This window comes from Paraburkholderia sp. J11-2, from assembly GCF_905220185.1.
In the GTDB taxonomy this organism is placed as follows: Bacteria; Pseudomonadota; Gammaproteobacteria; order Burkholderiales; family Burkholderiaceae; genus Paraburkholderia.
Map to the genome: position 1 here is coordinate 1 of NZ_CAJMYY010000072.1, position 2,354 is coordinate 2,354.

2 protein-coding genes are annotated in these 2,354 nt (G+C 57.4%); one reads left to right on the plus strand and one right to left on the minus strand.

Annotated elements, in window-relative coordinates; translation table 11 throughout:
* Nucleotides 1-314 precede the first annotated feature (314 nt).
* Nucleotides 315-767 carry a helix-turn-helix domain-containing protein gene (locus U5A57_RS41800; RefSeq protein ID WP_415774720.1) on the plus strand — a complete coding sequence of 151 codons (453 nt, stop codon included), beginning with the start codon at nucleotides 315-317 and terminating at the stop codon, nucleotides 765-767.
* Nucleotides 768-1,571: 804 nt separating this feature from the next.
* Here U5A57_RS41800 and U5A57_RS41125 read toward each other — a convergent pair.
* A complete protein-coding gene (locus U5A57_RS41125) occupies nucleotides 1,572-2,033 on the minus strand; it encodes a MarR family transcriptional regulator (protein ID WP_321918051.1) in 462 nt (153 codons plus the stop codon).
* Between the last annotated feature and the right edge of the window lie 321 nt (nucleotides 2,034-2,354).

Here is a 2,354-nt window from a genome sequence, read left to right on the forward strand (position 1 = left end):
GCCACACAGGGCATACACTACCGATCTCGCATCGCGACAATCCATCATGCGGGCCAAGGCAGTTTTTGGCCCGCTCTCCATGTTTTGCGCTTGCACGGGCAGTCAGATATACGAGGGGGCGGTTGCGGCTTTGCAGCGCCCTTTTTTATCACCGCGTCGGTGAGAGCTCGTACGCGACCCTGATCCTGTCGCCACGCTAAGTGTCGTGGTCGGCACCTTTTGCGAGTTGTCGGCAATCGAATTGACCGACTTACTTCCGCAGCTCACTTTCGGACTTTCCGAGACGCCAGCCAGGATTGTGATCTTGGCGTGCCGTGCCACCCGCCTACGTTGCCCACTTGCTTCCCGAGAAGAAAGATGACGCGGACAAATTGAGCGCACTGAATGCGTTCATGCATGCTGCGGAGACCCGTAGTTTTACTCGTGCAGAACAGCGGATTGGCCTTCCCGCATCGGCCGTCGCGACGGCGATTGCGCGTCTCGAGGAAAGCTGTCGACTCGCCCTTTTCATCGCAGTATGCGAAGCATTGCGCTCACGCACGAAGACGACGTTCTCCTTGCGAGCTGTCTGCGGATTCGTGGAGGGTTCTAGCAGATCGAGGAGCGTCTTGCTGATCGGGCTAAGAACCCTCGGGGAAAGCTACGCGCAAGGATCCAGGTCGCAAGTTCCTAGCTCGCACCGCTACTTCGAGAGTTCATGTCCGAGTTCCCAGAGATCGAGCTTGACCTCGAGTTCCGCGCGGACGGCGCGGGAAGCTTCCTGTTGAGGACTTTTTGTGATGCAGACGGACATGTTGGCTCAGATCTAGAGGGCTGTCAGGGATGCCATGCTGGGAGAAATATCCTAGCGAGCCGACGACTCTGCGGCGCGAATAAACAAGATGCTTGGACATCAGCCTTGAGTCTTGCGTCGCCCCCATGCCGGATCGCAACATCGAAGCGGTCCTCGATACGGGATGCGCAGCCGGATATGTGCGTGGCACCACTTCCATCCGTGAAGACATGGGGTGCGTTGATCCAACTCAAGCAAAGCTGCGTCGGAATCGGCTGTATCCCGGACTTTGCGATTCAACGGCAGTTAAGCGCGGGCAGCGTGATACCAGTGCTCAATGAAATATCGACCATGCCGACCAATACCTCTCGGCAGGGCCATCGAATCGCAATTTGGCACCGACAATACGCTCATTCGTCGATTTTCTGGCGCGCAAAATGTTCGATGATGACTAGACCGACCTGCTTGATTGGGTTTCCTAAGCTTGTCCGATTGACCAGCCAACGTAGGGCTGGTGTTGGAGGTAGTCCGTCGGGGTAGAAGTTTGCGGGCGTGTCGCACAGCGGCTACAACTCGAAAGAGCGCGCGACAAGTTCCGTTTGATGCGACGTCGTTTCGAACCACGAGAATCCAAGGCTTGGACTGCAAGTGGAGCGGCGCGGTGGCGCTACGCTGGACGCCGTGGGAGTAACTCGCGGCGGACGCCTCCGGGCCTCGTCCGGCAGGTGAGCCGGGCGCAAGCATCATCCTTGTGCCGGACTGATAGCGGCGCCGTCGGGTCCGCTCTGCCGAGCGCGAACTATTTGGAATCGAGAGAGTTAAACAGGTTGCTGCGCAACGTCACGATTGCTTTCTGCAATTTCGAAAACTCTTCGGGCGTTAGTCCAGTCGCGTCCGTAAGGTCTGCGACCTTGAGACTCTTCTCGCGGAGTCGTCGACCGTTTTTTGTCAGACTGACTCGCACCTGACGCTCATCTTCCGGGTCACGTCGGCGTTCCACATAGCCCATCGCTTCAAGTTTTTTCAACATGGGCGTAAGCGTATTCGATTCAAGGAACACCTTTTCGCCCAAACCACTTACCGTCTGGTTATCTTGTTCCCAAAGCGCAATGATCGCTATGAACTGAGGATAGGTCAGTCCAAGTTCATCGAGAATGGGCTTGTATGCCTTGCCGAACGTCAGATTCGTGGAGTAGACGGCGAAGCAAAGATAGTCGGCGAGCGGCAGGGGGGCGTTCGCCGGAAGGTCCGTAGGTTTCATGTGCATCCTCTTCAGACAAAGGCCGATGAGTCGCGAAAAATTGATTAAGTCGTTTGCGATTATATCGCAAGATGATTTAAGCGTGTGATACCGCTTTCCCGGTCTGGTTAGCCATCGCGCTGGGGCGCCATGGCAGGTATCGGCAAGCGAATGTCTCTTTGGAGCTCGGCCTGACCGCGCGATCAGGGCGCCGCACACCGGCGACGATGTTTGGCGACCGGGCGACCGGGCGACGGCGGCGGGAGCGCTTAGTGGTGAGCAAAGAGGTCGTTACCAGGCATGGTGACGCGGTTGCCCGTCTCGGAACCAGCGGCGAGCACG